Origin of the sequence: Candidatus Poriferisodalis sp. (assembly GCF_965205175.1) — a bacterium.
Classification (GTDB): Bacteria; Actinomycetota; Acidimicrobiia; order Acidimicrobiales; family Poriferisodalaceae; genus Poriferisodalis.
In genome coordinates this window covers 2,243,118-2,268,334 of the sequence record NZ_OZ242038.1, presented here as the reverse complement: position 1 = coordinate 2,268,334, position 25,217 = coordinate 2,243,118, and the positions used below count along the sequence as shown (strand labels likewise).

Annotated in this window: 22 protein-coding genes; 18 read left to right on the top strand and 4 right to left on the bottom strand. The window is 68.8% G+C overall.

The genetic code is table 11. From position 1 onward, the window contains the following. Positions 1-7 precede the first annotated feature (7 nt). Genes ACOGI4_RS09855 through ACOGI4_RS09845 form a run of 3 tightly spaced genes read right to left on the bottom strand, consistent with a single transcriptional unit; the run spans position 8 to position 4,501 of the window. Positions 8-2,290, bottom strand: a complete 2,283-nt coding sequence (locus ACOGI4_RS09855) for a transglutaminase TgpA family protein (RefSeq protein WP_419841501.1) — start codon at positions 2,288-2,290, stop codon at positions 8-10. Further along, the gene (locus tag ACOGI4_RS09850; RefSeq protein ID WP_419841500.1) at positions 2,287-3,510 is read right to left on the bottom strand and encodes a DUF58 domain-containing protein; all 1,224 of its coding nucleotides are present in this window, start codon (positions 3,508-3,510) and stop codon (positions 2,287-2,289) included. The genes ACOGI4_RS09855 and ACOGI4_RS09850 overlap by 4 nt, the downstream gene beginning before the upstream one ends. Positions 3,511-3,520: 10 nt before the next feature. Next, a complete protein-coding gene (locus tag ACOGI4_RS09845) occupies positions 3,521-4,501 on the bottom strand; it encodes an AAA family ATPase (protein WP_419841499.1) in 981 nt (326 codons plus the stop codon). 199 nt (positions 4,502-4,700) lie between these two features. Between ACOGI4_RS09845 and ACOGI4_RS09840 the strand changes: the two genes are divergently transcribed. Then, the gene (locus ACOGI4_RS09840) at positions 4,701-5,024 is read left to right on the top strand and encodes a hypothetical protein (RefSeq protein ID WP_419841498.1); all 324 of its coding nucleotides are present in this window, start codon (positions 4,701-4,703) and stop codon (positions 5,022-5,024) included. A 50-nt stretch (positions 5,025-5,074) separates the two neighbouring features. Continuing rightward, positions 5,075-5,704: an HNH endonuclease gene (locus tag ACOGI4_RS09835; protein WP_419841497.1), complete on the top strand. Its 630-nt coding sequence runs from the start codon at positions 5,075-5,077 to the stop codon at positions 5,702-5,704. A gap of 2 nt (positions 5,705-5,706) precedes the next feature. Here ACOGI4_RS09835 and ACOGI4_RS09830 read toward each other — a convergent pair whose 3' ends face one another. Further along, positions 5,707-7,845, bottom strand: coding sequence for a fibronectin type III domain-containing protein (locus ACOGI4_RS09830; RefSeq protein WP_419841496.1), 2,139 nt, complete (start codon positions 7,843-7,845; stop codon positions 5,707-5,709). 333 nt (positions 7,846-8,178) lie between these two features. On the opposite strand from ACOGI4_RS09830, the gene ACOGI4_RS09825 reads away from it, so the two are divergent. The 16 genes from ACOGI4_RS09825 (at position 8,179) to ACOGI4_RS09750 (ending at position 25,139) form a co-directional block, all read left to right on the top strand. Beyond that, a complete protein-coding gene (locus ACOGI4_RS09825; RefSeq protein ID WP_419841495.1) occupies positions 8,179-8,850 on the top strand; it encodes a lipoyl protein ligase domain-containing protein in 672 nt (223 codons plus the stop codon). Between the two features lie 242 nt (positions 8,851-9,092). Then, complete coding sequence (locus tag ACOGI4_RS09820) at positions 9,093-9,539, top strand: division/cell wall cluster transcriptional repressor MraZ (RefSeq protein WP_419841494.1); 447 nt, start codon at positions 9,093-9,095, stop codon at positions 9,537-9,539. Then, on the top strand, positions 9,536-10,492 hold the full coding sequence (gene rsmH, locus ACOGI4_RS09815) for a 16S rRNA (cytosine(1402)-N(4))-methyltransferase RsmH (protein WP_419841493.1): 957 nt from the start codon (positions 9,536-9,538) through the stop codon (positions 10,490-10,492). The genes ACOGI4_RS09820 and rsmH overlap by 4 nt, the downstream gene beginning before the upstream one ends. 32 nt (positions 10,493-10,524) lie before the next feature. Then, positions 10,525-11,001: a hypothetical protein gene (locus tag ACOGI4_RS09810; RefSeq protein WP_419841492.1), complete on the top strand. Its 477-nt coding sequence runs from the start codon at positions 10,525-10,527 to the stop codon at positions 10,999-11,001. Then, positions 10,985-12,934, top strand: a complete 1,950-nt coding sequence (locus tag ACOGI4_RS09805) for a peptidoglycan D,D-transpeptidase FtsI family protein (RefSeq protein ID WP_419841491.1) — start codon at positions 10,985-10,987, stop codon at positions 12,932-12,934. Before ACOGI4_RS09810 ends, ACOGI4_RS09805 begins: the two co-directional genes overlap by 17 nt. Beyond that, positions 12,931-14,451 (top strand): UDP-N-acetylmuramoyl-L-alanyl-D-glutamate--2,6-diaminopimelate ligase, encoded by a 1,521-nt coding sequence (locus tag ACOGI4_RS09800; RefSeq protein ID WP_419841490.1) that lies wholly within the window; start codon positions 12,931-12,933, stop codon positions 14,449-14,451. Before ACOGI4_RS09805 ends, ACOGI4_RS09800 begins: the two co-directional genes overlap by 4 nt. Beyond that, complete coding sequence (gene mraY, locus ACOGI4_RS09795; protein WP_419841489.1) at positions 14,448-15,500, top strand: phospho-N-acetylmuramoyl-pentapeptide-transferase; 1,053 nt, start codon at positions 14,448-14,450, stop codon at positions 15,498-15,500. The genes ACOGI4_RS09800 and mraY overlap by 4 nt, the downstream gene beginning before the upstream one ends. Further along, positions 15,497-16,939: a UDP-N-acetylmuramoyl-L-alanine--D-glutamate ligase gene (gene murD / locus ACOGI4_RS09790; protein ID WP_419841488.1), complete on the top strand. Its 1,443-nt coding sequence runs from the start codon at positions 15,497-15,499 to the stop codon at positions 16,937-16,939. Before mraY ends, murD begins: the two co-directional genes overlap by 4 nt. Further along, the gene (ftsW, locus tag ACOGI4_RS09785) at positions 16,936-18,063 is read left to right on the top strand and encodes a putative lipid II flippase FtsW (RefSeq protein ID WP_419841487.1); all 1,128 of its coding nucleotides are present in this window, start codon (positions 16,936-16,938) and stop codon (positions 18,061-18,063) included. The genes murD and ftsW overlap by 4 nt, the downstream gene beginning before the upstream one ends. Before the next feature lie 3 nt (positions 18,064-18,066). Next, on the top strand, positions 18,067-19,248 hold the full coding sequence (locus ACOGI4_RS09780) for a UDP-N-acetylglucosamine--N-acetylmuramyl-(pentapeptide) pyrophosphoryl-undecaprenol N-acetylglucosamine transferase (protein WP_419841486.1): 1,182 nt from the start codon (positions 18,067-18,069) through the stop codon (positions 19,246-19,248). Next, a complete protein-coding gene (gene murC, locus ACOGI4_RS09775) occupies positions 19,245-20,654 on the top strand; it encodes a UDP-N-acetylmuramate--L-alanine ligase (protein ID WP_419841485.1) in 1,410 nt (469 codons plus the stop codon). The genes ACOGI4_RS09780 and murC overlap by 4 nt, the downstream gene beginning before the upstream one ends. After that, positions 20,644-21,654 carry an FAD-binding protein gene (locus ACOGI4_RS09770; RefSeq protein WP_419841484.1) on the top strand — a complete coding sequence of 337 codons (1,011 nt, stop codon included), beginning with the start codon at positions 20,644-20,646 and terminating at the stop codon, positions 21,652-21,654. The genes murC and ACOGI4_RS09770 overlap by 11 nt, the downstream gene beginning before the upstream one ends. Before the next feature lie 69 nt (positions 21,655-21,723). Beyond that, the gene (locus ACOGI4_RS09765; RefSeq protein WP_419841483.1) at positions 21,724-22,440 is read left to right on the top strand and encodes a cell division protein FtsQ/DivIB; all 717 of its coding nucleotides are present in this window, start codon (positions 21,724-21,726) and stop codon (positions 22,438-22,440) included. A 186-nt stretch (positions 22,441-22,626) separates the two neighbouring features. Next, a complete protein-coding gene (gene ftsZ / locus ACOGI4_RS09760; RefSeq protein WP_419841482.1) occupies positions 22,627-23,715 on the top strand; it encodes a cell division protein FtsZ in 1,089 nt (362 codons plus the stop codon). 78 nt (positions 23,716-23,793) lie between these two features. Continuing rightward, positions 23,794-24,477 carry a laccase domain-containing protein gene (locus ACOGI4_RS09755; protein WP_419841481.1) on the top strand — a complete coding sequence of 228 codons (684 nt, stop codon included), beginning with the start codon at positions 23,794-23,796 and terminating at the stop codon, positions 24,475-24,477. Then, complete coding sequence (locus ACOGI4_RS09750) at positions 24,474-25,139, top strand: YggS family pyridoxal phosphate-dependent enzyme (RefSeq protein WP_419841480.1); 666 nt, start codon at positions 24,474-24,476, stop codon at positions 25,137-25,139. The genes ACOGI4_RS09755 and ACOGI4_RS09750 overlap by 4 nt, the downstream gene beginning before the upstream one ends. The last annotated feature ends 78 nt before the right edge of the window (positions 25,140-25,217 follow it).

Sequence of the window (25,217 nt, the reverse complement as noted above, 5' to 3'; positions counted from 1 at the left end):
TTCGTGCTCAGCCTCGAGGACTGTCGGACGACCAGCCGTAGCCGGCTGAACGGTGCCGTCGGCGGGAACGGGGGCCAGCCACCAGTGCCGCTGTACCGCACGCCGTCCTGAGGCGATCCCAGCGGCTGCGCAGCGACCGGATGCGAGACTCGAGCCGGCGTGCGTCCGTCTTGGCCTGAGCGACCGCCGCCTGTGTCGGGGGCTCAGCTGAGTACACCGCCGCTTGTGCGACGTGTGCCAGCTCTCGCAGCTCGCCCGAATCGATGCGCAGCCGGCGGCCGGCCCGCTGTGCGAACTCGGCGTGCGTCTCGGCTGCGCGTCGATCGATGCCGACGTCGAAGAGCGTCTCTGCCACGTCGCCCCAAGCCGCTCCCACCCCGGCGCGTGTGTCGCTGCGGGCACGCCGATGGTGCAGCACCCTGCGGACTCGCACGGCGGAGTACACGGTGACGAGCCACAGCACGCCGACCGCCAGCGCCGCGTAGAACGGCACCACGAGCCATTCCGACCACTGCCCGGCAGGCGCCTGCGAGCCCTCCGCGTCGAAGACGTCCACGAAGCCCTCCAAGTCGGCGGACAGCCCTTCCAGATCCTCGAGCCCGAGCGCGCCGATGAACCCTGAGCCGGATTCGCCCGCCGCATCGGGGTCGCCCGACACCGCCTGCTGAGCGGCTACGCCGGTGTAGGTCACCGCCCCGGGTGCGCCTCTGCCCGGCGTCGGCTCGAAGTAGACCCAGCGCCCTGCGATCCACACTTCGGGCCACGCGTGGTAGTGCTCACCTCTCACGACGTACTCGCCGTCGATCAGCTCACCAGGCGTGAAGCCGACGGCAACGCGCGCCGGCAGTCCGATCGACCGGGCCATTGCCGCGTAGGTGCCGGCAAACTGCTCGCAGTAGCCCCGGCGCTCGTCGAACAAGAACTGCTCCATGCGATCGGCGTCGTGCCCGCCGGGCACGCTCAGTGCGTAGACGAAGTTGTCCAGAAAGAAGTTCTGCAGCGCCAGAGCTTGTGCGTACGGGCCGACTGCATCGGCCGCGAGGTCCGCTGCCAGGTCGGCCACGCGCGGGCTGAAGCCGTCGGGCAGCGCCAAGTACTGCTCCGACACGTCGGCCGGGACGTCGCCGCCGGCGGCCATCAGCTCGACGACAGACGGAATGTCGATCTTGGAGCTGACCGAGTAGGTCATCGCGGGCGCCAGCTCGCTGCTGTGCTCGGTCACCAGCGTGCCCGTCTCAGGGTCGTACAGCGCATCGGGACCGTCGTAGGCTCTCGGCTCGTACGCGGCGGGAAGCCAGACACTGTCGAGCGCGCCGATCGTGAACTGCTGGTTGAGCAGCTCGTCGTCGGCAGTGGCGAGCAGGTGTCGAGCGGCACTGCGGTACGTCTGCTCGGAACCCCAGAACCTCCCGTCAAAGCGGCTGAGGCCCGACACCCGCCAGTACGCAGGGGCATCTGCTCGGACACGGAACAGCTCGGCGCCCGACGAGCCCACCAAACGGCCTTGTGCGTTGACCAAGGGGCTGATCGTCACTCTCGCAGCGGGCACTGTGCCGTCGAGGTCCTTCCAGGAGACGATTGCCGGCGCGTCGCTGCCGGGCAGCAGCGGGACCGTCAGCGCGGCACACACCGCAGCAGCCGTGCCGAGGCGCAAAGCGGTGCGCATCGGCACCGTGGCGCGCCGCCGGTTCAGCGAGCCCACCCGAGTCCGGTCCGCACTGTGGTGGACGCCGTGCGCAGCCACGAACGCCACCGTGCACAGCACCATCGCCGCGGCGCTTCGGATGCCCCAGGCATCGGTGCCCAGTGCCGCGACGAAGGCGAACATGGCGAACGCAGGCACCAGCGCCAAACCCGCCGAGCCGGTGCGCAGCGCCAAGGCGTCGGCCGTGAAGGCCGCGATCCACACGACGGCGCCGCCGACCAGCAAGAACCCCGCAGCGGCCGGTGTCGGCGCCTCCACGATGCCGAATGCGTCCCACGCTGCGGTCACGTCGGCACTCGCTTGGCGAAACGTCTCGGTGCTCGGGAGCAGTCGCAGCCACAGCGTGCTGGGGTACAGCGCCAGGCCTTCGACGAGGACCAGCGTCAAGGCTGACGCTGCAGCTGCGACCGCGACCGGCCAGCGCTGCCGTCGTGTCAACGCAGCCGACGCGTGTCCTCCCAGCGCGGCCATGAGCCACAGCGGCAGGTAGTCCCAAGCGTCGAAGAGGCGGCGAGCGCCCAGCACTGTCAGCAGCGTGAGCAGCCACAGGGTGATCTCCACCTGCCACAGGCTTCGCCTGCTCATGCCTGTGCCCCATTCGTGGGTATCGCATTCGACGGCATGGCACTGCTCTGGATGACACTGCTCGGGGGAGACGTCTGTGCCGCAGCCCACGTGTCCCGCAGCTCTGCGGGGGAGCTGATGTCGACGGTGCGCAGTCCGATCGGCGGCGGCGCGTGCCCCGGCGTGCAGATCCGCACCACCGTCATGGCCGGTGCGCGTGACCAGGCTGCTGCGAGCGCCTGAGCGTCGCGGGCCGCATCCGGCGCCAGTGCGCCGAGCACGACGACCACGGCGCCGGCTGCCGTCGCTGCGGCGGTCGCCAGTGCGCTGCTCAGCGATTGCTCCGACGAACGGCGGATGTCAGCGAGGCGCTCGAAGAGCTGGGACAAGCCGTGGCGGGAGGTCACGATGCCGGTGTCCGCGCCGCTCGTCGTCAACAGTCGCAGCGGATCACGACGAGCGGCACCGGCGAGCGCAATGCTGGCAGCAGCCGACACCGCCAACTCGAAGCGCTCCTCGTCGTACGCGGCGCTGCGAGTGTCCAGCACGATCGTGACACGGCGCCGTCTGGGCGCTTCGTCCTCGCGCACCATGGGACGGCCGCGCCGCGCCGTGGACGGCCAGTGAATGCGGCGCACGTCGTCGCCGGCGGAGTAGTCGCGCAAGGCGTAGAAGTCCTCGCCGATGCGCTGGAGCGTGTGGTGGTCGGTCGCATGACCCAGCGCTTGGGTCCCGCGTGCCAGGCGTGGAGGCACCAGCGCCTGTATGGCGGGATAGACCACGACGGTCGTTCGCGGGCCGGCGCCCACGCGGGCGCGGGCCAAGCCGAGCGGATCGACGACGTCCACCTCCGACGGGCCGATCTCGAAGCGTCCTCGACGCTGCGTCGGCGCCAGGTAGGAGGTGTGCAAACGTTCGGCGGGCAGCAGCGGGCCGAGGAGCAGACGCGCGCCGAGCGTTCCTTGAACCGGGTCGGTCAGCTGCAGTTCCGGCACGTGACCACCCAGATTCGTGAGGTCGAGCCGCACCCGTGCCTGCTCGCCCGCATGGACGCGTGCAGGCTGGACCGAACGCTGCAGCCTGAGGCGAACGCGGCGCGTCCGGGTCCAAGCGACGGAGCCGCAGATCAGCAGGAGCCCAGCAGCGGCGAGCACCCAGAATTCCTCGGTGCCGAAGAGCCGTCCGGCGCCTGCGGCGGCCACAGCACCGACGCCGACCGTCCAGCCTCGCCGCGTCAGCACGCGATGTCGCCTAGCCGGCGGAGGTGGGCATCGCGACGGTGTCGAAGACGTCGCGCAGCGCGGCGGCAGGTGTCAGCCCTTGGATCTGCGCGTCAGGGCTCAGGCGGATCCTGTGCCCGAGCACCGGCTCGGACACCGCCTTCACGTCGTCGGGCACCACGTAGTTGCGGCCGGCGGCGAGCGCATGTGCTTGCGCGACACGCTGCAGGTCGAGCGTGGCTCGCGGGCTGATGCCGAGCGAAATGGTGCCGCGGCGCCGCGAGGCGTCGGCCACCGCCACGATGTAGCGGCGCAGAGCCGGCGCAACGTGGACCTCGGTGACCGTGCGGGTCATGGCCAGGATCTCCTGGGCCGTCGCGACCGGCGCCAGCGTGATGTCAGCGGTGCCACTGTGGAGCTCGAGTACCGCAACTGCGGCGTCCGCGTCCGGGTAGCCGATGCTGACGCGCATCAAGAATCGGTCCAGCTGAGACTCGGGCAGCGGATAGGTGCCCTCGTGCTCGATCGGGTTCTGGGTGGCGACGACCATGAACGGTTCGCCGAGCAGCCGCGTGGTGCGGTCCGTGGTGACTTGGCGCTCCTGCATGGCTTCGAGCAGAGCGGCCTGGGTCTTGGGCGAAGCTCGGTTGATCTCGTCCACCAGCACGATGCTGGAGAACAGGGCGCCAGGCCGAAAGTCGAATGCTCGCTCGCGCTCGTCCCACACGCTGACGCCGATGACATCGGACGGCAGCACGTCGGGCGTGAACTGGATCCTGCCGAAGGGCACGTCGATCGAGGCTGCCAGCGACTTGGCGAGGCTGGTCTTGCCGACGCCGGGCACGTCTTCGATCAGCAGATGCCCATCGCACAGCAGGCACATCAGCGAGAGTCCGACAGCGTCGGACTTGCCGCAGATGATGCGCTCGACATTGGCCGTGATGCGCTCGAACGTCTGGCGGAACACTTCGGCATCGGCTGCGTGCGTATGCGGGGCAGTGTGATTGCGCACAGCGACTCGCTCTCCGGCTTGCGATTGCCGCCGATCGGGGCCTGCCAGACAAGACCTGCCAGACAAGCCCGGTCGGACACAGGGCGCGCGAACGCAGCGAGGCTACTCAGCGTCGCCGTTGTGCATCACCGTTGCGCATCAGGTGCAGAGGCAGTGTGGAGTCGCTGATCGTTGGAGTTGCCGCTTCTAGAGTGGCCCGATGCGCCGATCACCGACGCCGTACAGCCTGCATGCATGGAGCAGCCTGCGAGGATGGGGCAGCCTGCGTGTATGGAAGCTGCCGGCAGCAGTCGCCATGCGGCCGCGGCTGTGGTGTACGGCCGCGCGCGTCGGGTTGCGGATGATCCCGCCGCGCTGGTGGGCTCGAGCGCCGTATCTGCCGGTGCCTCCGCGTGCCTACCTGCGATTCCGGCTGCAGACCGCCCTCGGCAGTGAGAACAGCACGACACTCGAAGCCGCCGATCTGATCCGATGGCTGGAATGGTGCCGTCAGTGGCCGGCAGCCGCGTCGGCGTACCGCTGAGGGGCGACATGCGATCTCGAGACCGTGAGACGAGCAGCTCCGCAGCGGCCGTGCGGCAACTGGTGCCGGCGGACGATGCGGCTCGCTCCAACGGCGCGGTCAACGGCCATCGAGTGCGCCGCGACGAACCTCACCTGCAGCCGGATCATGCGCGGCCTGGCAGCGTGCTGTCGGAACGAACGCTGGTGCTCAACGTCACCTACCAGCCGCTGTCCATTACGACCGTGCGCCGTGCGCTGATGCTCGTGCTGGGGGGCAAGGCCGATGTCGTACACACCGGACCCGGCCGCGTCCGCTCGCCGCGCACGACGATGTCGGTGCCTTCCATCGTGCGGCTGAACTACCACGCGCGGGCGCCGTTTCGGCGGCGCGCACCGCTGCACCGGCGGGCAGTGTTCGCACGCGACGCCTACCGCTGCCAGTACTGCGGCACACGCGCTGAGTGCATCGACCATGTCCATCCCAGAAGCCGCGGCGGGGAGCACACATGGGAGAACGTGGTTGCCTGTTGTCGCGCCTGCAACGTGAGCAAGGGCGACTCGCTGCTCTCTGAGGGCCGCTACCGGCTGCTTCGCGTTCCCTATGCTCCGGACCCGCTTGCCGTGGTGGCCGCGATGCGAGACGACTCGCGCACCGAGTGGTCCGAGTACGTCGCCGACCTGCAGCCTCAGCCGGCCTGAGGTCAGTCGTCGTCGATGATGGTGCCCTCGACGCGCATGAATCGAGTTGAGCCGCCTGCAAAATAGATTCGCTCGTCGGTTGTGCGCAGCTTGTTTATGTGAAGCACCAGTGTCTCGTCGCCCTCGACGTCGGTGTCGCCGTAGACGACAATTTGCACCTGCTTGGACAGTGCGTCGCCGGTGGCGCCGGCCGCGAACACCACGCTCCGCTGGCTGTGATATTGGTAGAAGTCAACGTTGTTGCCGCTCGCGGTGGGCGGCTTGGTGGCATGCTTACTGCGCCGCTGCTCGGCGCCGTGGGCTGTGGCGGTCATTCGCACGTCGGCGTCAGGTGTGTCGCTGAGCGTGACGGTGAACGTCAAGACGGTCTTGCCGTCGTCGCCTTCGGTGACAGAGACCGGTGCCGATTCGATGAACAGCAAATCGATTGTCGGCACGGAAATGCCCGGGGTCACCGGGTCGTCGGGCAACCCCACCTTTACAATGGAATCTGCAGCGGTGGTGAAGGTCGCAGACCCCAGACTGAACGGGTCACCGCAGTTGGCACCTGAGCCGTAGCCGCCGACCGTGACCGTGTACTCGGTCTCCGGGTCCAGCCCGGAAACGCCGTGCTCGACCGTAGCCGAGTTGACCGTGCTGGTGTACGCAGCCTGCGTGCCGCCGACCGGTGTGACACGAACCCGGTATTCGGAGACCGAGCATTGCGGGACGCTCTTCCCGTGCTCCCATGTGACCGTGGCCCTGGTGTTGGTGACCTGACCGACCGTGATCGACGCAGGCTGAGCGGCCGCGGCGCGTGTGGTGAACTCCCGCGGACTGGCGCCCTGAGACTGCTTGCAGGCAATGTCGCCGCTGGGTGCATTGGAGACGATCTCCGCCCGGTAGTTGTAGCCCTGTTTGAGGCCGGTAACGGTGTGCGTTGTGGCAGTCGCGCTCAGGGTCTTCTCGTGGACGATCTGTATGTTGCCGATGGTCACGAGCCTGACCCGATATGAGGCAACCCGACAATGGTTGTCCGCAGCGGGCGTGCCGTGCGTCCACGTCAAGACGACGCCGCCTGTCGTCGGAGCAGCTGCGAGGTCGCTCACGCGAGGCGGCGGATAGGGCGTGGCCGCATCGGTGGTGAAGTTCTGATGCTGCCAGCTGACGCGCAACGGCGAACCGTCAGATTCGGTTGTCAGGCACCTCTCGTCGGTTGCGGCACCATAGCTGGAGACTCTCACCCGGTACTGTTGACCAGCCTTGAGCCCGGTCAGGCTGACGCTGTTGGTGCCCGCTGCGATCTTCTTGTCGATGGTGGTGACGACAGGTTGGGCGTACGGCCATTCGCTCACCTGCACGCGATGCCCCGCGGCGCGACACGCGGTGGCTGTGCCGGGCGTCCACGAGAAGGCAGCGCTGTGAGAGGTGATCTCGCTGACCTTCGGATAGAAGGGTTGAGGGGGGTGTGTCGCCGGGATGCTCTTGGTGGTGAAATACTGCACCGTCCACAGCGAGAATGACGGGGACGAGCAAAGAGGGCTATTGCCTTGGGCGCGCACCAGCGCCTGATACCTCGTGTTGTGATTGAGCTGTGACAGCGTGACCTGCGACGTCGAAGCGGAGACGTCCTTGTCGAGCACCAGACGCCGCTCGCCGTTGGCCGACCGCTGAACCTCTCTCACTTGGACCCTGAACTTCGAGACTGCACACCCGTTGACTGCGCCAGCGGTCCACGAGATCTTGCCGCCGCCGGTGGTGACCTCCGTGACGGAGACAGCAGTGGGACGAGCCGGGGCCACTTTGTCGCTCGGCCACGTCGTGAACCTGGTCCATATGATGCTCTGAGGGACGCGATCGTGTTCTCTGGTCCGGCAGCCGCCTGCATTGGGGTCACCTGTGGCGATGATCTCCAATGAATACTCGGTGTTCGGGGTCAGGCCGGTCATGGTGACGCTGGTCGTGTCGCCGCTCACCGTCTTTTGGGCTCTAAAGTAGCCTCCAAGGGAGCTTCGGGTGCCCCACCAGACGTTGTACTGGGTTACCGCGCAGCCGTTGGCCGGGCCGTGCTGCCAGGAGACGGTGGCCGAGGTGTCGAGCGCCGTGACCGAGTAGATCGGCTTCGGCGGTGGTTGCCTCAGGAATGCGTCCGCGGCGGGCATTACCGCCGCGAGGGAGGCTGCGGCGATCACCGCTGCCGCTGTCAGCCTCGCAGCCGTACGCAGACGACTTCGGGACATAGTTGTGTGGTGCTGGTACATGTGCATTTCCCATCCATGCTGCCGCGAAGCCTCAGGCGCTACGGCAATTTTCATCCATGCTGCCGCGAAGCCTCAGGGACTCCGGCAACTTCCATCCATGCTACCGCGGAGTCCCAAGGGCCACGACAACAGCCGAACACGGATGCGCCGCTGCAGTGAACTCTCCATCGGTAGCGCGGCACAGCATACCGGTTGACTGCGCTGTCGACGCGGATGTGCTGAGGGGGTGGACGGGTGTCCACGTGGATACGTGAGGAGTGGCGGGCCGATGCCGCACTGCTGCACGCCCGCCCGATGCCCCAGGACGGCCGACGCCGCGTCTGCCGGCTGCAGCCGTCGGCCCCGGCGCTGATCCTGGGCTCGGCGAGCTTCCTGCCTGCGGGTGCTGCGCGGTGGGCGGCCAGCCGAGGCGTCCCGGTCGTGCGCCGGCGCAGCGGCGGGGGGCTGGTGTGGCTGGATCCGGAGTCGTGCGCATGGGTGGACGTCTTCGTGCCGGCCGGCGATCCGCTGTGGCGTGCTGACGTCGGCGAGGCCTTCGGTTGGCTGGGCCACGCGCTGGCGCAGGCCTTCGCGGACTTCGGCGTGACTGCAAGCCCGCATCGCGGCGCCTACGAAGCCGGCCCGTCCAACGGCCTCGTGTGCTTCGCTTCCCTCGGTCCGGGCGAGGTCTGCGTGGAGGGCAGGAAGCTGGTCGGCATCTCGCAGCGCCGCACTCGTGAAGGGTGCCGATTCCAGTGCCTGGCTGCCGCACGATTCGAGCTCGGGCCCTTGGCGGCCGCAATGGACTCCGCGACCGCTGCCCGGGTGACCGAACGAGCAGTGGGATGGGCCGACCTGGGCGTCAGCGGCTCGCCCGCGGACATTGCGGAGCTGCTCGTGAGGCACATCAGCGCGTACGAAGCCTGAAGGCTCTGGCGACCTGCCGGCACGGCAGCGCTCGCCGCCGCTTGGCGCATCGCCGCCGACCGCATGGCACCCATCTGGGGTCGGCGACGTTGGGGTCGGCGTTGTGCCATCCGCGAGCAGAAGTCCATAGGCGGGGTGGACACGGGGGGCGATTAGGTCATAAAGTGGTGTGAAGTGGTTCGCAGAGGCACACCCGCCCATGCGCACCAGGTTCTCGTCCGAATGCTGCGGAGGCCCGGTCTGTGGAGAGTCTGTTCGTCGGCCAGCACGAGCACTCGCTCGATGCCAAGGGCCGCATCGTGCTCCCGGCGGCCTTTCGCGGCGCGTTCGAGCCGTCCGGATTTCTGATCAAGCACAGCGAGGGTTGTCTTGCGCTCATGACGCCGGATCGCTTCGGCGAGATCGCCGGTCAGATGTCGGAGCGCTCCGAAGCCGGCGGCCCGCCTGCGCGCGCTGCCAAGCGATCCTTCGGCGCCGGCGCTGCTCGGGTCATGCCCGACAAGCAGGGTCGGATTGCGGTGCCCGAGGAGCTGCGTCGCTTCGCCGGCCTACGGCGTGACTGCGTCGTGATCGGCGTCATCGACCAGGTCGAGATCTGGGATGCCGAGCGCTGGCAGGACATGAATGCCCAAGGCGAATCGCTGCTGGAAGCACCGGAGCGCAGTCTCGTCGTGCCGGCGCCGACATGACGGCGCCGAAGACTCATCGATCGTTCCACGATCCGGTGATGGTCGACGAGATCGCCGAGGTGTTCGCGACCGTCGGCGGAGGGCTGTTCGTCGACGCGACCTTGGGCGGAGGCGGTCATGCGGAGCTGCTGTTGCGCCAGCATCCGCAGCGCCGACTGCTCGGCGTCGATCGAGATCCCGAGGCCATCGCCGCTGCACGGGAACGTCTCGCGCCCTTCGCCGACCGCGTCACCCTGTGCTGCGAGCCGTTCGACCGCCTCGGCGAGCTGATCGACGCGGCGGCGTGCGGTCCGCTCGTCGGCGTGCTGTTCGACTTCGGCGTCAGCAGCCACCAGCTCGACACCGGCGAGCGCGGGTTCTCTCACCGCCACGACGCTCCGCTGGACATGCGGATGGATCCGCGCACCGGACGCGACGCCGGCTATGTGGTGAACCGTTACGGGTTCGACGAGCTGCGCGCGCTGCTGCGGCGCCATGCCGGCGAGCGCCACGCCGGCCGCATCGCCGCGGCGATCGTGGCGGCACGGCCGCTGTGTTCCACGTGCCAGCTCGTCGACGTCGTCACCTCAGCTGTGCCCGCTGCCGCCCGCCGCGCCCGCAGACATCCGGCGATGCGCACGTTTGCGGCCATTCGCATCGAAGTGAACGACGAATTGAACCTCATCGACCCCGCCCTGCGAGCCGCGCTCTCGCGACTGGCGCCACGCGGTCGCCTCGCAACGCTCGCCTATCACTCAGGAGAAGACAGCATCGTGAAAATCATTCTGCGAGAAGCAGCCGACGGCGTGTGCCAGTGTCCGTCCACCCTGCCGTGCATCTGCGGCGCCGAGCCTTCGGTGCGCCTCTTGCGGCGCAAGGTCACACGGCCCAGCGCCGCTGAAGTCGAGCGCAACCCGCGCGCCGCAAGCGCACTGCTGCGCGCCGCGGAGCGCCTTGAGCCGGCACATCGCTGATCCCGGCGCTGAGTCAGCACCCGAGCACTCTCATGGCTGTCGTCGCCGCACACCTCGGCGTTGCGAGCACGATGCCCGCGCAACGGCAGGCGCCGGCGCAGCAGCAGGCGCCGGCGCGACGCATGGTGGGCCTGCGAGTCGTGGGCGTCGCCGCGCTGTGCGCGGCTGGCGCCATCGCCGTGCTCACCGGGCTGGCGGCGTTCCACTCGATGCTGGCAGCAGGCCAGTACCGCCTGTCCGAACTGGAATCGGAGATCGCCGTGGAGCGAGAGCGCTTGATCGATCTTCGCTACGAGCTCCAGACGCTCCATGGTCCCGCGGAGATCGAGCTGATGGGGATCGGAGCGCTCGGACTGGTGAACGCCGCCGACCCGATCGACCTGAGGATTCAGCCACGTCACATCGCAGCAGCCGACCAGTCGCAACCGGTCGCTCATCAAAGCGGAGACTGGCTCTGGATCAAATCGCTGCTGACCGACGCGTCCACCGCGCATGACCGACGTTCTTGAACAGCACCAGCGCCCCGACACGATGGCGCAGTGGCATCCGTCGATGGGCAAGCCGCCGGGCCTGGCTGCGCCCGCTGCCCGCCGCGACCCGGCCTCGGACCGTCGGTCGCGAGCGGCCGCGTCGCAGGCACGACAGCAGCGGTGGCATCCCGCAGCGGGAGCACCCCGAGGGCGTGATGCGCCGCAGCGCCGGCGAGCCGCTGAACAGGCATCGCCCAGCTCGCGTCGGCGTTCGGCGCGTGCGGGGCTGCCGCGTCGACGGGCGCTGCTGCTGATCGTTGCCTCGATTGCGGCGCTGGCCACGCTCGGCGTCCGCCTCGTGCAGGTGCAGTGGCTCGACCGCGACACCTATGCCGCCTTGGGCGAACGCCAAGGGACTGCGCACTGGGAGATCGAGTCGGTACGCGGCGCGATTCTGGACCGGAATCTGAATCTGCTCGCGGTGTCGGACAGCCTGCCCACGATCTGGGCCGACCCGCGTCAGGTCACCGACCCGTACGCCACCGCTGCTGCACTGGCGTCAGTGCTCGACGTCGACGTCGAGGTCGTTGCCGAGCGACTCGCAAGCGATCGGCACTTCGTGTACGTGGCGCGCCAAGTGAGCCCGCAAGACGGACTGGCTGTGCAGGAGATGCAGCTTGCCGGCATCGGGGTGCGCCGCGAGCTCTCAAGGCTGCGGCCCAACGGGGACGACTTCGCACGAGGACTGCTGGGCGGCACCGACATCGACCAGAATCCGCTGGGCGGCGCCGAGATGCAGTTCGCCGAGCTGCTCGACGGCACCGACGGCCGCGAGGTCGCGCGCATCGCTTTGAGCGGGATGCCCCTGCCGGCGGGCACCCAGCTCTTCGAGCCGGCGAGCCACGGCGACGACGTCGTGCTCACCCTGCACACGCAGATGCAGTGGGTTGCCGAGCGATCCATCAGCGAGGCGGTTCAGGAGACCGGCGCGCAAGGCGGCATGGCGGTGGTGATGGCGGTGGACACCGGCGACGTGCTGGCGCTGGCGGGCGTCGCCCGCGACCGCGACACCGGACGGATCAGGCCCGTGGCCTACAACCCGGCCTACTCGCATCCCTTCGAGCCGGGTTCCGTCGCGAAGAGCTTCGCGATCGCCACTGCACTGGACGCCGGGCTGACCACGCCCGAGGAGCTGCACCACACGCCGTCCAGCTACACCTTCGCCGACAAAGAGTTCGTCGAGCCCTACTCCAGCTTCGACCGACAGATGACGACATCGGAGATCCTCGTTCATTCGTCGAACATCGGGACGATCAAGCTCGCTGAGCGGATCGGGGCGGCGCGACTGCACCGCTCCCTGAGATCGTTCGGCTTCGGACGGCTCACCGGCAGCGGCGATGCGCCTGCGCTGCCAGGCGAGAGTCGCGGCATCTTGCGCCCCGCCAAGCAGTGGCGTGGCACCGATCTGGCCACGATCGCGTTCGGCCAAGGGGTCGCGGTGACGGCAATTCAGCTGACAGCAGCGTTCAATGCGCTCGCCAACGACGGCGAGTACGTCCAGCCGCGCCTCGTGGTGGGCAGCGTCGGCAGCGACGGCACGTTGCAGCCCGCAGCTGCGGCGTCGACGCGTCGAGTCGTGTCCGAGGAGACTGCTCGTCAGATGCAGACCATCCTGGCCGAGGTTGTCGAGACGGGGACAGGCAAACGAGCTGCCGTGGAGGGCTACCGAGCTGCGGGAAAGACCGGCACTGCGCAGAAGGCCAGTCCCGATGGCGGCTACCTCGACGACGCCTACACCAGCTCGTTCGCAGGGTTCTTGCCGGCTGACCGGCCCGAGCTCACGGTGGTCGTGGTGCTCGACGAACCTCGAGAGCATCGGGCCGGCATCGTGGCCGCGCCGGTCTTTGCGGAGATCGCCGAGTACGCCTTGCGGATGCTGCGGGTGTCGCCCGACGAGCACCGAACGCGATGAGCAGTGCCACGCACCTGCCGACGGCCGCAGCACCGCAGCCCGGCGCCACGCGTGTGGAGGAGCTGGCCCGAGCTGTCGGCGGCACGTACGTCGGCCCCTCCAGCCCGGGGTCCAGTCCGCAGGCCGGCCAAGCTGCGTACGAGGGTGCGCTCGTGTACGGCATCACGCACGACAGTCGCTGCGTCACGCCCGGAGCGCTGTTCTGCTGCGTGGTGGGTCAGCACCACGACGGGCATCGCTTCGCTCCGCAAGCGCTCGCCGCCGGTGCCACAGCTGTGCTGGTGTCCCGTCGGCTCGACCTCGACGTGCCCCAGATTGTCGTGTCCGACGTGCGAGCTGCGCTGGGACCCGCCTCTGCGGCGGTCTGGGGACAGCCGTGGCGACAGTGCAGGGTCGTCGGGGTCACCGGCACGTCGGGCAAGACGACCGTGGCGCACGCCGTCGCCGACCTCGCGCGTGCGTGCGGAACCCCCTGCGAGGTCATGGGGACGCTCGACGGAGCGCGTACGACACCCGAAGCGCCGCAGCTGTGCCGTCGCCTTCGTCGTGCGGTTGATGCCGGTGCGGAGATGGTGGTGCTGGAGGTCTCCTCCCACGCGCTCGCCTTGGGCCGGCTCAATGGCGCCCGTTTCGCAGCCGGCGTGTTCACGAACCTGAGCCATGAGCATCTGGACTTTCACCGGACCATGGAGGACTACTTCGCTGCCAAGGCGCGCCTGTTCGACGGCCGCAGTGCCGTGGCCGTGCTGAACGTGGCCGACGCGTGGGGCCGCCGACTGTCGAAGATGATCGCCGGCACCACGGACCTCGTCGCAACATGGCAGCCGTCCGACATCGAACAGGTCACGGTGAGTCCCGTCGGCATCAGCGGTCGATGGCGCGGGCACACGGTACGAAGCCGCCTGCTGGGACGGATCAATGCGGCCAATCTCGCGGCCGCGGCGGCCACGGCGAGTGCGCTCGGATTTGACGACGACGCGATCGCTGCGGCGATGCCCGCGATTGCCCCGGTGCGAGGGCGCCTGTGGCCGGTGAGCGGAACCGACGACGACATCACCGTGCTGGTCGACTTCGCGCACAAGCCCGACGCGCTCGCCGCCGCCTTGAGGAGTGCTCGCGAGCTGTGCGCTCCAGCAGGGCGCTTGTGGGCAGTGTTCGGCGCCGGCGGAGATCGGGACCAGTCCAAGCGGGCACCCATGGGCGCGGCAGCGCACCGCCATGCCGACATGGTGGTGCTGACCTCGGACAATCCCCGCAGCGAGGATCCGGCTCGCATCGCAGCTGACATCGCCGAGGGCGTCCGCCGCAGGCCTGGCGCACGCGGCGGTCTGCACGTCGAGCTGGACCGATCCGCCGCCATTGCCTTCGCCGTCGACCACGCCCGAGCGGGCGACGTCGTCGTGGTTGCCGGCAAGGGCCACGAGACGTCGCAGACGATCGGGAACCGTACGGTGCCTTTCGACGATGCGGCAGCGGCGGGCGGGCGTCTGCAGCAGCGTCGGCGAACGCGGCGATGATAGCACTGCTCCTCGCCGCCAGCTCCGCGATGGTGGTGTCGCTGGTGGGCACCCGCTATCTCCTGCCGTGGCTGCGAGCGCGGGGCGTCGGCCAGCCCATCCGTCTCGACGGCCCGCAGGGCCACATCACCAAGGCGGGCACGCCGACCATGGGGGGCGCCGCAATCGTTGCCGCGGCCGCGGTCGGCTACGTCGTGAGCCACCTGCGTGCAGAGACCGTCATCACGCGTTCGGGCATCGTGCTGATGGCAGCCGTCTGCGGCGCCGGCGCCGTCGGCCTGGCCGACGACTGGATCAAGGTGAGCCGCGAGCGCAATCTGGGTCTCAACAAGCGAGCCAAGCTGTTCGGTCTGATTGCTGTGGGCGCAGGCTTCGCTGCTGCGTGCGCGTGGTGGGTCGACATCGACACGGCGATCGGCTTCACACGCCTCGACGGGAACTCACTGCGGATCCCGGCTTCGGTGTGGGTGCTGTGGGCGGTGGTCGTCGTGCTCGGCACGTCGAACGCGGTGAACCTCACCGACGGGCTCGACGGACTGGCAGCCGGGTCGGCATCGCTGGCGTTTGCGGCGTTCGTCGTCGTCGGCTACTGGGCCTTCCGTCACCCGAACTCTTACGACGTCAAGCACCCGCTGGACCTCGCCATCGTGGCGGCGGCCATGGCCGGCGCGTGCGCAGGGTTCCTGTGGTGGAACTCGCCGCCGGCCCGTATCTTCATGGGCGACACAGGCTCACTGGCAATCGGCACGGCGATGGCAGGGCTCGCGATGCTGTTGCACGTCGATCTCCTGCTGCCGGTCATCGGCGGCTTGTACGTCATCGAGACCGCCTCGGTGATCGTCCAAGTCGGTTCGTTTCAGCTCTTCGGACGCCGCGTGCTGCGCATGGCGCCGATGCACCATCACCTCGAGCTGGGCGGCTGGCCCGAGACCACCGTGCTCATCCGGCTCTGGATCGTGAACAGCCTGCTCGTCGCCCTCGCGTTGGGCGTGTACTACGCCGACTACTTGAGCCTGGGCCTCATCGAGCTTCCGGCGGACTCGCTGTGAGCGGTGTCACGTCCGGCCGGCGGCACCGGTCCGACCAGCACCGCTCCGGGCTGCATCCGGCGCAGGGGCCGGTGGTCGTCGTCGGCATGGGTGTGACCGGCTGCGCAGTGGCCACGGCGTTGGCTGCACGGGGCCACGAGGTGATCGCAGCTGACGACCGTCCCGCCGAAGCTACGGTGCGCCTCGCGCAGACTGCTGCGCCCAAGGTCGCCGTTCACGACGCCGGCGACGGCGAGCAGATGCGCTCGCTGCTGGCGGGGGCCGCTGCTGTGGTGCCGGCTCCCGGCGTGCCGCCTCGACACCTCTGCTACACGCTGGCGGCCCAAGCCGGCCTGCGGGTGGTCAGCGAGCTGGACCTTGCCGCTCAGTGGGACCGTCGGCCGCTGGCAGCGATCACCGGCACGAACGGCAAGACGACGGTCACCACGCTCACGGAGCGAATGCTCAACCGCAGCGGCATCACCTCGCTCAGTGCCGGCAACACCGACATCGCCCTGGTTGAGGCCATCGACCGTGATGTCTCCACGTTCGTCGTGGAAGCATCGTCGTTCAGGCTGCATGGGGCACGCAGCTTCGCGCCCCGAGTGGCCGCGTGGCTGAACCTGGCGCCCGATCACCTGGACTGGCACGGCGACCTGCACGACTACGCCGCGTCCAAGGCTCGCATCTGGGCTGCGCAAGGTACCGACGACGTCGCCGTGGTGCCCTTCGGCGACCGTGAGATCGCGCCATGGACGGCCCATGTCCGATCGCGGCGTGTGACCTTCCCGACGCCGGAGCAGCTCGAGGCGCGCTGCGACGTGCGCTACGAACGCGGGATGCTGACCGCACACGGCCGGCGCGTCGTGGCGCTGGCCGCCATGCCTCGACGGCGCCCTCACGACTTGTCGAATGCTGCAGCCGCCACTGCGGTGGCGTGGGAGATGGGCGCATCGGCCGAGGCGATAGCTGCAGAACTGCAGGCTTTCGACGGCCTTCCTCACCGCCTGGCCAGGGCGGGAAGCATCGGTGAGGTGGACTTCCACGATGACAGCAAGTCCACCGCGCCGCATTCGACGGTGGCTGCGCTGCGAGGCTTCCGTGATGCAGTGCTCATCGCAGGAGGCCGCAACAAGGGTCTCGATCTCGGCGATCTGGCTGCGATTGCAGGCCACGTTCATGCAGTGGTGGCCATCGGCGAGGCCGCCGATGACGTTGCGGATTGCTTCGGTCAGCCGGGCTGCGGCCAGGTTCGAGTCGCCCGTGCAGCATCGATGCCCGAAGCTGTCGAGATCGCCTACCGGATGGCGCAGCCGCACCGTGCCGTGGTGCTGTCGCCTGGGTGTGCGTCGTTCGACTGGTATGCGAACTACCGCGAACGTGGCCGGCACTTCAGCGCAGCCGTGGCCGATCTGGCTGCACGCCTCGGTACCCGACGCGGCGACGGGGCGCATCGGTGAGCCGTCCGGCCGCCCCGCGTGCGCGATCGGGTGCCCAGCCGGGACCTTCGGTCAGATACGCGGCGCTGCTGTGCGCGGCGTTCCTGCTCCTGCTGCTCGGCGTCGTGCTGGTGCTGTCGGCTGCCTCAGCCACCGGCATCGACTCGTCGGTCCGGCCCATGCGCTACTTCACTCGCCATGTGTGGTCCGCAGGGATCGCAACTGCTGCCTTGCTGGTCACGCTGGGCATCGACTATCGGCACTGGCGACGCTTGGCGCTGCCCTTGGCGGCCGTCAGCGCGAGCCTGCTGGTCATCGTGCTGGTGGTGGGCGACCGCACGGGCGGCGCACGTCGCTGGATCCAAATCGGTCAGTACAGCATTCAGCCCTCGGAGATCGCGAAACTGGCGCTCATCGTCGCATTGGCAGCCTTCCTCGATGCCCGCAAGGACCAGATCGAACGTCCCGATCGCATCCTGCGCCCGGCGATGCTGCTGCTCACGGCGGGCTGCTCGCTGGTCTTGCTGCAGCCCGATCTGGGAACCACGCTCCTGTTGGCGGGCATCGGGGTCGGGATGCTGTTCGTGGCCGGCCTGCCGGGCCGTGATCTGGGCAAGATCGCCGCGATGATCGCTGTTGCGGCGCCATTGCTGGCGGTTGTCGCGCCCTACCGTCGAGCGCGGCTGGCCGGCTTCTTGGATCCGGTAGCCGAGCGCGGCGCGAGCGGCTATCAGACCTTCCAGAGCTTGGTCGGCTTGGCTCAGGGAGGACTGCGCGGCGCAGGTCTCGGGCAGGGTCAGGCCAAGTGGGGCTGGGTGCCCAACGCGTCCACGGATTTCATCTTCGTCATCGTGGGCGAGGAGATGGGCCTCATCGGCGCGCTCGGGCTGCTCGGGCTGCTCGGTGTCGTCGGCATCGGAGGGTTTCGGACCAGCCAGCAAGCGCCGGATCTGTTCGGCGCGCTGCTCGCTGCGGGCATTTCGATCTGGATCGTGCTGCAGACGCTGGTGAACGTGGGCGGTGTGGTCGGCTTGCTGCCGGTGACCGGCGTGACGCTGCCCTTCCTGTCATTCGGAGGCTCGTCCTTGGTGGTGACAGCGGCAGCGGCCGGTTTGCTGTTGAACGTGACACGGCGATCCGGCTGAACCATGCGGGCACGCGACCGAGCTGCCGACGTTCCCGACGTGCTGATCGCGGGCGGCGGCACCGCAGGGCATCTGATGCCGGGCCTGGCCGTGGCGGCGGCGCTGGCTGAGCGCGGCTGGCCGTCCGAGCGGATTCACTTCGTCGGCAGCGCCCGAGGCATGGACGCACAGCTGCTGGTGGACTCCGAGTTCGGCGCGACCTTGCTCGGCGGGCGAGGTCTCAACGCGCGTCGGGTGAACCTCGCCAATGCCCGGTCAGCGGCAGGCCTGGCGTGGGCGACGCTGCGCGGCGTCGCACTCGTCGGGCGTCGGCGTCCCGCGGCGGTGCTGTCACTGGGCGGCTACGCAGCACTGCCTGCGACCGTGGGCGCAGTGATCTGGCGCGTGCCGTTGGTGATCGCCGAGCAGAACGCGGTAGCGTCGGCGACGAACCGCCTGCTGGGTCGCTTTGCGCGTGCAGCAGCTGTGCCTGTGCCTGGCACCGGCCTGCGCAGAGAAGTCGTGACGGGAAACCCTGTGCGCGCCCAAGTCGTCGAGGCAGCGACCGACGCGGGGAACGCCCGCAGCCGGCTCGGCTGGCCGAACGATGCCACCGTCGTCGTGGTGTTCGGCGGCTCGCTGGGCTCGCTGCGCATCAATCGGGCAGTGTGGGCGTCGCTGCCGACACTGCGGGATCGAGACGGCGTGTTCGTGCATCACGTCGTGGGCAAGCGAGACTGGCTCGGGCGACCCCCGCCTCCGTCGCCGCGCCCCGACGGGGCCCGCGTGCGCGACTGGTACCGCGCCGTGCCGTTCGACGAGCAGCTGCCGATAGCGCTGGCCGCCGCCGACCTTGCGATCTGTCGCGCCGGAGCGTCCACCGTGGCGGAGCTGGCGGTGCTCGGAACACCTGCCGTGCTGGTCCCCCTGCCGATCGCGACCAATGACCACCAGCGCCGCAATGCGGAGCAGCTGGCCGCGCTGGGCAGGGCTCGCGTCGTCAGCGATGACGAATTCGACAGCGAACGGATGCTCGCGGAGATCGCGGCGCTCAGCGACGCCGACGCGCCGTCGCCTGCCCCCGAGGCCACCTTCGGTCGTCGTGATGCTGCACAGCGGGTGGCCCAACTCGTCATTCGTCACAGTGCGGCCGTGCCGAGCACGGTCGAGTGTCCCCGTGCCACGCCGCAAGGGCACGCCCGGTGACCGACTCGCCGCCGGCGAGCGAAGCCCGGGACGGCGCATCGATCGAGTTGGCCGAGCGTCGCAGCATTCACCTCGTCGGCGCCGGGGGCGCAGGCATGAACGCCATCGGTTTGGTGCTCGCGCAGATGGGCCACAGCGTCAGCGGCAGCGACCTGCGCGCCGGGCCAGGCGTGACGCGTCTGGCTGCTCACGGTGCGCGCGTCGTCGTCGGTCACCAGGCCGCCAACCTCGGCGCCGCGGATGTCGTGGCCCATTCCAGCGCCGTGCCCCTCGACAACGTCGAGCTCGTCGAGGCTCGACGTCGTGGCATTCCCGTGCTCAGCCGAGCGGCGTTGCTGTCGGCGATCTGCACACGCAAGCGAACGCTGGCCGTCGGCGGGACTCACGGCAAGACGACCACCTCCTCGATGCTGGCGTTGTGCCTGGTGGCCGCCGGGGAACGCCCGTCGTTCCTCGTCGGCGGCGAAGTCAACGACATCGGTTCCGGCGCCGTGTGGGACCCGACGGGGGAGTGGTTCGTCGTCGAAGCCGACGAGTCCGACGGAACATTCCTGCAGCTCGGCGCCGCAGCAGTGCTGGTGACCAGCGTCGAGGCTGACCATCTCGAGCATTACGGCGGCTTGGAGGAGCTCACCGCCGCTTTCGAGGCGTTCGCCGGTGCTGCAGCGGGGCCGCGCATCGTGTGTACCGATGACCGAGGGGCCGCACGACTGGCCGACAGCGTCGGCGGCTGCGTGGGCTACGGCACGGCCGCCCACGCCGACTATCGGATTGTCGATGCGCGCACGCGGCGGACTGGTGCGAGCTTCGAGCTGATGCGGGGCGCGGTTTCCGTCGGCCGCTGCGAGCTTCCGCTGCCCGGGCTGCACAACGTGACCAATGCTGCCGGCGCGCTTGCCGCCGGGCTCGAGCTCGGCGCAGCCGCATCGGCGATGACCGAGGCGCTCGGACGCTTCGCGGGCGTGGCGAGGCGTTTCGAGCGCCGCGGCGAGCGCCACGGCGTTGCCTACATCGACGACTACGCCCACCTGCCTGCCGAAGTAGCAGCTGCGATTGCCGCTGCCCGCAGCGGCGGTTGGCAGCGGGTGGTGGCCGTGTTCCAGCCGCACCGTTACTCGCGTACCGCCGCGCTGTGGCGCGACTTCGCCGACTCGTTCGTCGAGGCCGACTGCGTCGTGCTGACCGACATCTACGGTGCGGGCGAGTCGCCGCGCCCGGGAGTCTCCGCAGAGCTGGTGCTCGGCGCCGTGCTCGACGCGCACCCGCGCGCCTCGGTGGCCTACATCCCCGCGCGGGCCGAGCTGCGCTCGTACCTGAGTGCCCATCTGCGGCCCGGCGACGTGTGTCTGACGCTGGGCGCAGGCGACCTGACGACGCTCGCCGACGAGTTGTTGCATGTCGATTGAGCGATGGTCGGACCCTGATGCTGTGCGGCGTGCTGCGGCAGTACTGGGCGACGGTGCTCGCGTCAATGCCCCGCTGGGCGCATTGACGACCTCGCGGGTCGGTGGTCCCGCAGCGGTCGGGTTCGTGGCCAACGACCACGCAGACGTGCAACGCGCCGGCGAGGCGGCGGCGGTCTCGGGGCTGCAGACGCTCATCGTCGGCAGAGGATCGAATCTGCTGGTGGCTGACCGAGGCTTCGAGGGCATCGCGCTCTTCCTCGGGGCCGCATACGGCAAGGTCGAGTTCGACTGCCTGACCGGAACGGTCAGCGCCGGGGCATCGGTGCCGCTGCCGGTGTTGGCGCGTCAGTGTGCTGCGGCGGGAATCGGCGGCCTGGAGTGGGCCGTCGGCATACCGGGCTCGGTGGGCGGTGCCGTTCGCATGAACGCTGGAGGGCATGGCAGCGACCTGGCGGCGTGCTTGATCGATGCCGATGTCGTCGACCTCGCCTGCGGCACACCGCCGACCGAACAGCGAATCACTGCCGCCGACGGTGAGCTGGGCCGCGCACCTGTCGGCGAACCGGTTCCGGTGGACGCTCGGAGTCTGGACTTGGGTTATCGCAGCAGCGGCCTCAAGCCTGACCAGCTGGTGGTTCGTGCGCGGCTGCACGGACGGCGGGTTCCTGTCTCGGCGGCGATGGCACGTATTTCCGACATCGTCCGGTGGCGCAGGGAGCATCAGCCCGGCGGGCACAACTGCGGCTCGGTGTTCCTGAACCCGCCGGAGGAGTCTGCCGGTGCTCGAATCGACCGTACCGGTCTGCGCGGCCTGCGTGTCGGCACTGCGGAGGTGTCGCGTCTGCACGCCAATTTCATCGTCTCCGACCCCGACGGCGCCGCTGCCGACGTCGTCTCGCTCATTGCCGAGATCAGACGCCGTGTCACCGAGACGTCCGGCGTGGTCCTGCAGCCCGAGGTCCAGATGGTGGGCTTCGACACGCCGCCGGCGTCGTCGTGACTCATGGCGCGGCGAGCAACCGCGCACGCTGAGCGGCGCAGATGTCGTCCACGGCGGTGGCTGACTGCATTGGCGGTCGGCGTGTTCGTCGCGTCGGCGGCCGCCGTCCTGTTCGCAGCGGGCGCGTTCGAGGTGGAGCGGATTCGCTTCAGCGGCCTGCATCGTGTGAGCTACGACGAGGCCCTCGCGGCCGCAGGCATCCGTGTAGGCGACTTCATGGGAACGCTCGATGCCGGCCGAGCAGAGCACTCGCTGGAGGCGCTGGCATGGATCGCCGAGGCCCGCGTCACACGGCGGTGGCCGGCGACGGTGGACGTGGACGTCGTCGAGCGCTCGGGCGCCGCCATTGCGCTGGCCGCGCCGGGCAGCTGGGTGCTGGTCGATCGTGAAGGACGCGTGCTCACCGCACCGTTGGAGGCTCCGCCCGACCTGCCGCGGTTGTCCGGCATCGCAGCCGCTCCGCAGCCTGGGGCCTACTTGGGCGACGACGCCGACGCACCGCTGGCAGCCTTGAATGCAGCGCGTGGTCGGCGGGAATTCTCGGTCATGGCACTGTGGAGGGACCAGCGAGGCGACCTGCTCGCTCGGGTGCGGCAAACCTCGAGCGGCCTCGTGATCGAGGCCGCCTTGGGCGACGACTCGGCTGTGGGCGCCAAGGTGGCGGCGATAGCCGCAGTCATCGAGGAGATGTCAGATGCCGATGCCGTCGTGTCCGGTGTCGCGGTGTCCGATGTCGTGATCGACGTGTCCGTTCCCCACCTCCCGGTGCTTCGGACGCTGAGCTAGATCCAGCGGCCGAGCTAGATCCAGCGTGTGAGATTCCGTGTCCGCACGCACTGCCCGCGAGCCACGGCGCCGTCGTGGCCGCTGCCGCAAGCGCCGGTATCGTGCCGGGTTGCGCTATCTTCCCTACGATGTTGCTGCCAGCGGCCTCTGGGCTGTCCCGGCAGGCCGGCCAATGCAAGGAGCCCGGTGGCCTCACCACAGAACTACGTCGCAGTGATCAAGGTGGCGGGTGTCGGGGGCGGTGGCTCGAATGCCGTCAACCGCATGATCGACGTCGGCCTGAGCGGTGTCGAGTTCATCGCCGTGAACACCGATGCCCAAGCCCTGCTCCTCAGCGACGCGGACGTCAAGCTGGACATCGGCCGCCAGTTGACTCGCGGACTCGGCGCCGGCAGCGACCCCGAAGTCGGCACCCGGGCTGCTGAGGAGCATCGTGACGAGATCGCGGAGGCTCTGCAGGGAGCGGACATGGTGTTCATCACGGCCGGCGAAGGCGGCGGCACCGGAACCGGCGCTGCTCCAGTCGTGGCAGAGGTCTCCAAGGAGGTGGGGGCACTGACCATCGGCGTGGTGACGCGTCCATTCGCATTCGAGGGCAAACGCAGGCAGATCCAAGCAGAGCAGGGAATTGAACGCCTCAAGGAGCGGGTCGACACGCTCATCGTGATTCCCAATGATCGACTGCTGACCGTCGCCAACGAGCACACATCGATCATCGATGCGTTCCGCATGGCCGACGACGTGCTCCGTGAAGGCGTTTCGGGTATCTCAGGGCTCATCACCACCCCGGGACTCATCAATACCGACTTCGCGGACGTGAAGGCGATCATGTCCAGCGCAGGCACCGCCTTGATGGGCATCGGCCGGGCCCACGGCGAGAATCGATCCAAGAACGCCGCTCGACAGGCAGTCTCGTCGTCCTTGCTCGAAGAGTCCATCGACGGTGCCCGAGGCATCTTGTTGAACGTCGCTGCCGGGCCGGATCTCGGCCTGTTCGAGATCAATGAGGCAGCCGAAGTGATCCGCGAAGTGGCACACGCAGAGGCCAACATCATCTTCGGCACCGTCATCGACGACTCGCTCGGGGAAGAGATTCGTGTGACGGTCATCGCGGCAGGCTTTGACCGCTATTCGCCCGGCCATCGACAAAGTCATCAGCCAAGCGTCGCGCTGGGCGACTACGCGGCGTCTCACGATGCCGGCGCCGCGACCGACCCGTTCGCCGATGCCGACGAGGACGACGAGTCGTTCGACGTGCCTAGCTTCCTTCGGTGAAGCGCCGAGCGGCGGCGCCGCTGTGGGCGCGGGTGTGCAGCCGCGCATTGCGCTAGGCCGTGCCGGCGGAGCTTGGGGATGCTCGTGCTGCGCCGACGTTGCGGAAACCAACTGGTGGCGGTCGCGGTCACGGAGCGTTCCGACGGCGACCAAGCCCACATCGAACTCGACGCGCCCGCTTCGGTCACCGCCTTGCGGCAGGTCCACGGCACACGCGTGGTGCAGGTCACCCGACCGGGGGAACATCGTGGCGCCGAGGCAGATGCGGCTTGGACATCGATGTCGGGAGCGACACTCGCCGTCAGAACTGCCGACTGCGTGCCGATTGCGCTGTACGGCACCGATCCCTTCGGCCGCAGTGCGGTTGCTGCGATCCACGCGGGCTGGCGAGGACTGGTCGACGGCGTCGTGCGGGCAACGATCGCTGAGCTTCGACATCACGGGTTCTGCAACGTCCGTGCCGTGATCGGCCCCTACGTCTGTGCGCTGCACTACGAATTCGGCGAGGCCCTGCTGGAGGCAGCTGGCCAAGCCGTCGATGCCCCGGTGGCGAGCACCACCCATTGGGGCGCCCCGGCGCTCGATTTGGGCGCGGCCGCACGCTGGCTGCTGCGACGAGACGGGGTGCTGCTCGACAGCGAAATCGGGCGCTGCACCGCTGCGGATCTGCGCTATTTCTCGCACCGAGCCAGGGCGGAGCAACAGCGCACGGCTGTGCTGGTGCGCATAGACGACATCGCACCACGCAGTCACGGCCGATGATCGACCGAGCAGCTGTCCGCGCCGGCGCGGAGCGCATCAAGCACCGAATAACCGATGCCGGGGGAGACCCTGCCCGCATCGCCATCGTGGCAGTGACCAAGGGCTTCGACAGCTCGGCTGTTGATGCTGCTGCCGCTGCCGGTTTGACGATGATCGGCGAGAGCTACGCCCAGGAGCTGCACCGCAAGTGGCCGCAGGTCGCGTCCGAGACCAGATCAGCGATGGAGGTTCACTTCATCGGGCGTCTGCAGTCGAACAAGGTTCGCCGGCTTGCCGGAGTCGTGGATGTGTGGCAGAGCGTGGACCGGATGCGGATGGTGACCGAGATTGCACATCACGATCCGGGTGCAACGATCTTCGTGCAGCTCAATGTGAGCGGCAACCTGTCGCAGGGCGGCTGCCCGCTTGGGGAGGCATCTTCGGTGGTAGCGGCAGCCCGCGGTGAGGGGCTCGCCGTCGCAGGCTGCATGGCCATCGGTCCGCAGGGTTCGCCGTCACACCTCGAACGAGCATTCGGAGAGGTTGCACGATTCGCGGATCGGCACGAACTCAGGCACCGTTGCATGGGCATGAGCGCAGATCTCGAAACTGCAGTTGCTGCGGGCGCAACGATGGTGCGCATCGGGACGGCGCTGTTCGGCAGTCGCCCGCAGGCTTCGTGACGGCGGATGCACACCGGCGCGTTGGCTGATGCGCGGATGACGAATCGGTACGCTGTGCAATTGAGGCAGTAGGCCGAC